The following is an 8,279-nucleotide window of genomic DNA, read 5'->3' as shown; positions in this document are numbered from 1 at the left end:
CAATATTTACCATCAATGTATTTATAGTGAACCTCAACTTTTCTAATCCAGCTGCCTACTTCCTTTAACATGGGGCAGTAAAAGAAAGTAATACAAAACTTTGCAGCGCACTTTTTCCACTCTAAAAAATAACACATGGGCGTTAAATCGATACCCCACTTTATCCCCCTAAATTGATGGCGCTTTAGCAAATTTCAGACACAAAAAAACCCTAACATCAATCTGTTAGGGTTTTCTAAAGCGTGTAGTGCTTAGGAGGTGATGTTTATTACATCATGCCGCCCATTCCACCCATTCCGCCCATGCCACCCATATCTGGAGCAGCAGGTTCTTCTTTCGGAATTTCAGCAACCATCGCTTCTGTAGTGATCATAAGACCTGCTACTGATGCTGCGAACTGTAGTGCAGAACGCGTTACTTTAGTTGGGTCTAGGATACCCATTTCAATCATGTCGCTGTATTCGCCAGTTGCAGCGTTGTAACCGTAGTTACCTTCGCCAGCTTTAACTGCGTTAACCACAACTGATGCTTCGTCACCTGCGTTTGAAACGATTTGACGAAGTGGTGCTTCCATCGCACGAAGTGCCACTTTAATACCGTGGTTTTGGTCTTCGTTGTCACCAGTTAGCGACTCAATCTTGCTCGCTACACGAACTAGTGCAACACCACCACCTGGTACTACACCTTCTTCAACCGCTGCGCGAGTTGCGTGTAGTGCATCTTCAACGCGGTCTTTCTTCTCTTTCATTTCAACTTCAGTTGCTGCGCCAACTTTGATTACTGCAACACCGCCTGCAAGTTTTGCCATGCGCTCTTGTAGCTTCTCTTTGTCGTAGTCAGAAGTCGCTTCTTCGATTTGTGCTTTGATCTGTGATACGCGACCATCGATTGCTTCTTGCTCGCCTGCACCGTCGATGATTGTTGTGTCATCTTTAGTGATAACCACGCGCTTAGCTGTACCTAGGTCTTCAACTGTTGCTTTTTCAAGCTCAAGGCCAATCTCCTCAGAGATAACTGTACCACCAGTTAAGATTGCGATGTCTTGTAGCATCGCTTTACGGCGGTCACCAAAGCCAGGCGCTTTAACCGCTGCAACTTTCACAATACCACGCATGTTGTTTACAACCAGAGTTGCTAGCGCTTCACCTTCAAGGTCTTCTGCAATAATTAGTAGCGGCTTGCTTGTTTTAGCAACTGCTTCTAATGTAGGTAGAAGTTCACGAATGTTTGAGATCTTCTTGTCTACTAGAAGGATGTGTGGATTATCTAGCTCAACTTGGCCTTTTTCAGCGTTGTTGATGAAATATGGTGATAGGTAGCCACGGTCAAACTGCATACCTTCAACTACATCTAGTTCGTTCTGTAGTGACTGACCTTCTTCCACAGTGATAACACCAGACTCACGACCTACTTTTTCCATTGCTTCAGCAATGATGTCACCGATCTCTTTATCAGAGTTAGCTGAAATAGTACCAACCTGTGCAATCGCTTTTGCGTCTGAACAAGGTACTGAAAGCGTTTTTAACTCTTCAACTGCGGCGATAACTGCTTTGTCGATACCACGCTTAAGGTCCATTGGGTTCATACCCGCAGCAACTGACTTAAGGCCTTCGTTCACGATAGCTTGAGCAAGAACAGTTGCAGTGGTAGTACCGTCACCCGCCGCGTCATTTGCTTTAGACGCAACTTCTTTAACCATTTGTGCGCCCATGTTCTCGAACTTATCTTCAAGCTCGATCTCTTTCGCAACAGATACGCCGTCTTTAGTGATAGTTGGTGCACCGAATGACTTTTCTAAAACAACGTTACGGCCTTTAGGACCTAGTGTTACTTTTACTGCGTCTGCTAGGACGTTTACGCCTTTTAGCATTTTTGTACGAGCGTCACCTGCAAAACGAACTTCTTTAGCTGCCATGTTATAAATTCCTCTTAAATTCTGTTGTCGATTAAACTAAAAAGTATTAATTATTCTACGATGCCTAAGATGTTATCTTCGCGCATGATCAGGTACTCTTGACCTTCGATCTTCTCAGTTTTTTCGATGTAAGAGCCGAACAACACTGTGTCGCCAGCTTTTACTTGTAGTGCTTTAGTTTCACCATTGTCCAACACGCGGCCGTTGCCTACTGCAACCACTTCACCACGTGAAGACTTTTCAGCTGCAGAACCAGTTAACACAATGCCGCCAGCTGACTTTGTTTCTTCTTCAAGACGCTTAACAATGACGCGATCATGTAAAGGACGAATGTTCATTTATATAGTTCTCCTAACAGTTTCTGAACAATGACAGAAATAATGCTTTTTTAAGGCGGTGTTACATCCACAGGTTGTGGTTAACACACGCAATTTTAATTGCTTTCATTTATGGGGATGGGCAAATTAAAACCCAAGAGAAAAAACCAAAAAAATTTAGTCTTTTCTTTCGTATTCACCTTCAATCGTTGTTGAAGAATTTCTACCCGATTGATTTTTAAATGGATCTCTAATTTCTTCCTGCTGATCCGGACGTTCGTCGCGTGATTGGTTAGCAAACGGTGACTGACCTGAGTGCATGCCTGTTTGCACTCTTACGGTGGCATGAGCTAAAAGCGACTGCGCCAGCTTTTTTCTAACGGCTGGGGTTAACAGTAAAAAGCCTAATACATCGGTCATGATCCCAGGCGTCATCAATAGCACACCTGCAATGATCACACACAAACCGGTAAATAAATCTTGTGCAGGCAATTGCCCACGAGACATCTGTTGCTGTACGTTGACATAAGCGCCAAGACCCTGCTGTTTAACCAGTCTTGCCCCTAAAATGGCGGTACCAATTACAAGCGCAATGGTAGCAAAACCGCCTATCACCTCGCTGACTTGGATCAGCAAAGCAATTTCAATAATCGGAATAGCGATAAATAAAATAAATAAGAATCTAAACATACTTTCTCCAAATCTACGAAAGATAAATATGGGTGCTAAGGTCTTAATTCAAGCGATACAAGTAAGACGCTTTAGAAAAGAGGAGCTATCCGCTAAGATGCCATTACTAACCCTAAAATGGAAATGACAATGGGCGTAAGATATAAACTCGTCTTATCTACATGCGATTCAGTTGCAGAAGCGCGTAAAATTGCGACGCAACTTGTAGAGCAAAAACTTGCAGCTTGTGTGAACCTAATCCCAGCAGTGGAATCTATTTATGTTTGGGAAGGTCAGGTTGAACATGCACAAGAGACCAAGCTGTTAATCAAGACAAAATCCGAAAAACTAGAGCAAGTGATGACCACTATTCGTGAACTACACAGTTATGATGTCCCAGAAATTCAAGTTGTGGACGTCACCAGTGGCAACTTAGCTTATTTCAAATGGATGGACGAGGTATTATTGTAATGCGACTCTTAGTAGTTCTTTTCTCATTGCTGATGTGGTTTCCCGCACAAGCAAACAATGCGGTGTTAGACAGCTTACTGGCTCCTAAACAACAGACTTTTTTACCAGTAAAAGAAGCATTCAAGTTCGATTTTGACCAGCAAGGCAACACCTTGTTTGTAGGTTGGGACATCGCCGACGGCTATTACTTATATAAGAAGAATCTTCAAATTATCGCTAAACAAGCCGACATCCAAGTGCCGGAGCTTGAACCAGGAAAGATGATTGAAGATGAGTTTTTTGGTCGCACTGAAGTCTACTTCAATAACTTATCTGTTATCTCTAAGCTCAGTAATATCGAGCAAGGTGCAATCGTAAAAATACGCTATCAAGGCTGCGCCGAAGCTGGACTTTGCTATCCGCCAGAAATTGTAGAAGTGCCGTTAAGCACGATTGCGGGAGAAAAGCCAAAGGCCACGTCCACCAAAGCTCCTGAAACAAAAGCAGAAGCTCAAAGCGAAAGCACCTCTGTGGATAACGATAATTTGTCTTTCACTGAGCAGCTAATGCAACGCAGCTTACTTGCGAATATTTTGACGTTCTTTGGCCTGGGTATTGGCCTTGCGTTTACCCCTTGTGTATTCCCGATGTTCCCTATTTTGTCGAGCCTCATCGCTGGTCAACAAGGCCTTTCGACTAAAAAAGCCTTCTGTCTATCTTTTGTTTATGTGCAAGGTATGGCGGTCACTTACGCGGCGCTTGGGTTAGTCGTTGCGTATTTCGGTGGCCAAATTCAAGGCTACTTGCAGCATCCTGCGGTACTTATCAGCTTTAGTATATTGTTCGTCGCACTCGCGCTATCTATGTTTGGGGTTTACGAAATTCGTTTACCTAGCGGCATGATGGATAAACTCACTCAGCTCAGTAACAAGCAAAAAGGCGGCAATTACTGGGGCGTATTCATAATGGGTGTGCTATCTGGACTTATTGCATCGCCCTGCACCACAGCTCCACTTTCTGGTGCGCTATTATTTGTCGCGCAAAGTGGTGACTATGTGGTGGGCGCGGTAACACTATACGCACTTAGCTTGGGCATGGGCTTACCGCTATTACTGCTAGGTACCTCAGGTGGAAAATTATTGCCAAAAGCAGGAGGCTGGATGGATCAGGTCAAAACGCTATTTGGTTTTGTGATGCTCTTCGTACCGCTTATCCTTCTAGAGCGTATACTCGATGCGACAGTGATTATCTCACTGGCCGGTGGCCTCGCCGTAGCGACAGCACTCTACTTGCATTATTGGCAAAGCCAATTACAGGCAGGCAAAGGTAAAACCACATTGTGGGGTTTTGCGATCACTCTGTTTATTGTTGGCTTATATGCATTAAAAACAAGCCTGTTTCCAGCACCTGCAGCTATTGTAAGTACGACATCGACTCAAGCCGAGGTCGTTACGGGAGAGCAGAAGTTTAGGTTACTACCTGACTTAGCTGCACTCAAAGTCGCCGTTGCTGAGGCCAATGCCAAAGGCAAAGTGCCTATCGTTGATTTATACGCAGAGTGGTGTGTCGCGTGTAAAGAGTTTGAGAAATACACTTTCCCAAAACCTGAAGTACAAGCACAGTTCAAAGATTACGAGCTATTAAAGCTCGACTTGACCAAAGCCAATGACAACACTCAAGAGATCATGGAGGCATTTACGGTGTTTGGTTTACCGACTATTTTAATCTTTGATAGCCAAGGTAATGAGATGCCAACACACCGCATCACTGGCTTCTTAGACGCAAAAGACTTTGCTGCCCACCTAGAAAAGGCCAAGCAGGACGCAAAGTAACCATTTTAGGGGCAAACTTATTTGCCCCTCTACCCTTCTCATTAGACCAGTATTTTGCTGCTATTTACCTCGAACTCTCTATAATACTCCACGAAATGGAGAAATATTTGCTATTTGCTGGAATTCGGCTTAAGTTAACAAGCCATACAGTCTAAATTTTTGGCTAATGCTTTAGTTAAAGGAAGTTCGCGTAATATGTCTGCAAAATTAAAGATTTTATTAGTAAACGGCCCTAATTTAAATATGCTAGGTCGCCGTGAGCCGCACAAGTACGGCACGCAGACTCTCAACGAAATTGTTGACGCATTAACTGAATATGCAGAAGCACAGCAAGTCAGCTTGTCACACATTCAAAGTAATAGTGAAGCGCAGCTAATCGAGGCTATTCACGCTCAATATGAACAATGTGATGCGATTATCATTAATCCCGCCGCATTTACCCATACAAGCATTGCCCTTCGAGACGCTTTACTCAGTGTGGACATCCCTTTTTATGAAGTACACATCACCAATGTGTACGCCAGAGAGCCATTTCGTCACAAATCTTATTTTTCTGATGTGGCGGAAGGCGTGATATGTGGATTAGGCGCGTTGGGCTATCGCGCTGCATTTGATGCAGCGTTAGCGCAATTGCGAAAACAAAATAACTCAAATTAACTAACAGGCGGGTCATTGTATGGATATTCGCAAGATCAAAAAACTTATCGAGCTAGTAGAAGAATCAGGTATTGCAGAGCTAGAAATCACTGAGGGTGAAGAGTCAGTACGTATCAATCGCCACAGCAGCGCACCAGTTTATGCACAACCTCAACAATACATGGCAGCTCCAGCGGCACCTGCACCAGCAGCACCAGCGGCGGCTCCTGCAGCAGTAGAAGCAGCACCAGCAGAAAGCAGCGCACCAGCAGGTCACCAAGTTAAGTCTCCTATGGTTGGTACTTTCTACACAGCTTCTTCTCCAACAGCAGCGGCATACGTTGAAGTAGGTTCAAAGGTAAATGTTGGCGACACACTTTGTATCGTTGAAGCCATGAAGATGATGAACCAGATCGAATCAGATAAAGCTGGTGTAGTTAAAGCAATCCTAGTTGAAAACGGTGAGCCAGTAGAATTCGACCAACCGCTATTCATCATCGAATAATTACGCAGAAGGTCAACGTTATGTTAGATAAAGTAGTCATTGCAAACCGAGGTGAAATTGCACTTCGTGTATTGCGTGCCTGCAAGGAGCTAGGTATTAAGACGGTTGCTGTGCACTCAACAGCTGACCGTGACCTAAAACATGTTCTTCTTGCGGATGAAACCATTTGTATCGGAAAACCTGCGGCAAGCGAAAGCTACCTTGATATTCCTCGTATTATCGCGGCGGCAGAAGTCACAGACGCGGTTGCTATTCACCCAGGTTACGGTTTCCTTTCTGAAAATGCCGACTTTGCTGACCAAGTTGAGCAAAGTGGCTTTATCTTTATCGGTCCAAAAGGCGACACTATTCGTCTAATGGGTGATAAAGTTTCTGCTATTGAAGCAATGAGAAAAGCTGGTGTTCCTTGTGTTCCTGGTTCTGATGGCCCGTTAACAGAAGATAACGATCGCAACATGCAGATCGCCAAGCGTATTGGTTACCCTGTTATCATCAAAGCCGCAGGTGGCGGTGGTGGTCGTGGTATGCGCGTCGTTCGTAGCGAAAAAGAGCTTGTTGACTCGATTGCGTTGACGCAACAAGAAGCCAAGCAGTTCTTTGGTAATGGCATGGTTTACATGGAGAAATTCCTAGAAAATCCACGCCATATCGAAGTACAAGTACTCGCTGACGGCCAAGGCAATGCAATCCATTTAGGTGAGCGCGACTGTTCAATGCAGCGTCGTCACCAAAAAGTAGTGGAAGAAGCACCTGCACCAGGGATCACAGCTGAAATGCGTAAATACATTGGTGATCGCTGTACTCGTGCATGTATCGAAATCGGCTATCGCGGTGCAGGTACGTTTGAATTCTTATACGAAAACGGCGAGTTCTACTTCATTGAAATGAACACCCGTATTCAGGTTGAGCACCCAGTAACAGAAATGGTCACTGGCGTAGACTTAATCAAAGAGCAACTTAAGATTGCTGCTGGTCAACCGCTTTCTATCACACAAGAAGACGTGGTGATCCGTGGTCACGCAATCGAGTGCCGTATTAACGCAGAAGACCCAGAGAGCTTTATCCCTTCACCGGGTAAAATCACACGCTTCCACCCAGCAGGTGGCCTTGGGATCCGTTGGGACAGCCATATTTACGCTGATTACACAGTACCGCCACATTACGACTCAATGATCGGTAAGTTAATCACTTATGGTGAGAACCGTGATGTTGCAATCGCTCGTGCTAAAAACGCACTAAATGAGCTAGTAATTGACGGGATTAAAACCAATACCCCGCTTCACAAGAAGATCTTGTCAGACGAGAACTTCCAAAACGGTGGCACGAATATCCACTACCTAGAGAAAAAACTAGGCATGCACCAATAACCTAATTCGTTCTCCTAAAAGAGGCCGGCTAATTACCGGCTTCTTTTATCTCTGCCCTACTACCAACGAACGTTACTGCTTGCTCATCTTGTATTTACAGCAAAAATCCAACCCGAATTCTAAGTGACTCTATTTTTTTTACACTGTAAAACCAGACCAATACCTACCTCGCCATTTTAATGATCCGAACAGCTCAACACCCTAACCGCTACAACATTGGCTTAATATTGAGCGATCAATCCATTAGTCCCGACTTTTTCACGTTTTAATAGTGACAAGCCTGTTAAAAATTTTTATACTGCCTGCGCTTTCAGTGATTTACCTTTAAATTACTACAGCAGATGGCCCTATAGCTCAGTTGGGTAAACTTTCAAAGAAAGTTTACGTCGAGGAAGCGAAGGGATATTAGCGCAGCGACCTTGAGCGTTGAATCCGAGACCGGAACCACGCTTCATGGACGAATATAACGCGCAAAAACACAAAATGGCCCTATAGCTCAGTTGGTTAGAGCGCACGACTCATAATCGTTAGGTCCCTGGTTCGAGTCCAGGTGGGGCCACCATTTGCTAAACTTCCAGTTAATCCTTC

The 8,279-nt window shown here is 44.4% G+C and carries 8 protein-coding genes and 1 tRNA gene; 6 read left to right on the top strand and 3 right to left on the bottom strand.

The annotated features are described in order from the left end of the window. Positions 1-268: 268 nt before the first annotated feature. The 3 genes from groL to L1D50_RS19280 all read right to left on the bottom strand — a co-directional run bounded on the left by groL (position 269) and on the right by L1D50_RS19280 (position 2,922). Complete coding sequence (groL, locus tag L1D50_RS19290) at positions 269-1,915, bottom strand: chaperonin GroEL (protein ID WP_128728829.1); 1,647 nt, start codon at positions 1,913-1,915, stop codon at positions 269-271. A gap of 50 nt (positions 1,916-1,965) precedes the next feature. Beyond that, complete coding sequence (locus tag L1D50_RS19285; protein ID WP_010368755.1) at positions 1,966-2,253, bottom strand: co-chaperone GroES; 288 nt, start codon at positions 2,251-2,253, stop codon at positions 1,966-1,968. Between the two features lie 156 nt (positions 2,254-2,409). Continuing rightward, complete coding sequence (locus tag L1D50_RS19280) at positions 2,410-2,922, bottom strand: FxsA family protein (RefSeq protein ID WP_138522956.1); 513 nt, start codon at positions 2,920-2,922, stop codon at positions 2,410-2,412. A 129-nt stretch (positions 2,923-3,051) separates the two neighbouring features. On the opposite strand from L1D50_RS19280, the gene cutA reads away from it, so the two are divergent. From cutA to L1D50_RS19250, 6 genes are all read left to right on the top strand, one after another. After that, positions 3,052-3,372: a divalent-cation tolerance protein CutA gene (cutA, locus tag L1D50_RS19275; protein WP_128728831.1), complete on the top strand. Its 321-nt coding sequence runs from the start codon at positions 3,052-3,054 to the stop codon at positions 3,370-3,372. After that, positions 3,372-5,183, top strand: a complete 1,812-nt coding sequence (locus L1D50_RS19270) for a protein-disulfide reductase DsbD (RefSeq protein ID WP_239966624.1) — start codon at positions 3,372-3,374, stop codon at positions 5,181-5,183. The genes cutA and L1D50_RS19270 overlap by 1 nt, the downstream gene beginning before the upstream one ends. Before the next feature lie 195 nt (positions 5,184-5,378). Further along, a complete protein-coding gene (gene aroQ / locus L1D50_RS19265) occupies positions 5,379-5,840 on the top strand; it encodes a type II 3-dehydroquinate dehydratase (protein ID WP_010368763.1) in 462 nt (153 codons plus the stop codon). 19 nt (positions 5,841-5,859) lie between these two features. Beyond that, the gene (gene accB / locus L1D50_RS19260; RefSeq protein ID WP_017217207.1) at positions 5,860-6,324 is read left to right on the top strand and encodes an acetyl-CoA carboxylase biotin carboxyl carrier protein; all 465 of its coding nucleotides are present in this window, start codon (positions 5,860-5,862) and stop codon (positions 6,322-6,324) included. Positions 6,325-6,344: 20 nt separating this feature from the next. Then, on the top strand, positions 6,345-7,691 hold the full coding sequence (accC, locus tag L1D50_RS19255) for an acetyl-CoA carboxylase biotin carboxylase subunit (RefSeq protein WP_128728833.1): 1,347 nt from the start codon (positions 6,345-6,347) through the stop codon (positions 7,689-7,691). Positions 7,692-8,176: 485 nt separating this feature from the next. Next, positions 8,177-8,253: transfer RNA gene (locus tag L1D50_RS19250), tRNA-Ile, on the top strand. Positions 8,254-8,279 lie beyond the last annotated feature (26 nt).

This window comes from Pseudoalteromonas sp. Isolate6, assembly GCF_022398435.1.
Lineage (GTDB): Bacteria > Pseudomonadota > Gammaproteobacteria > Enterobacterales > Alteromonadaceae > Pseudoalteromonas > Pseudoalteromonas galatheae.
This window is presented reverse-complemented; position numbering and strand designations above follow the sequence as displayed.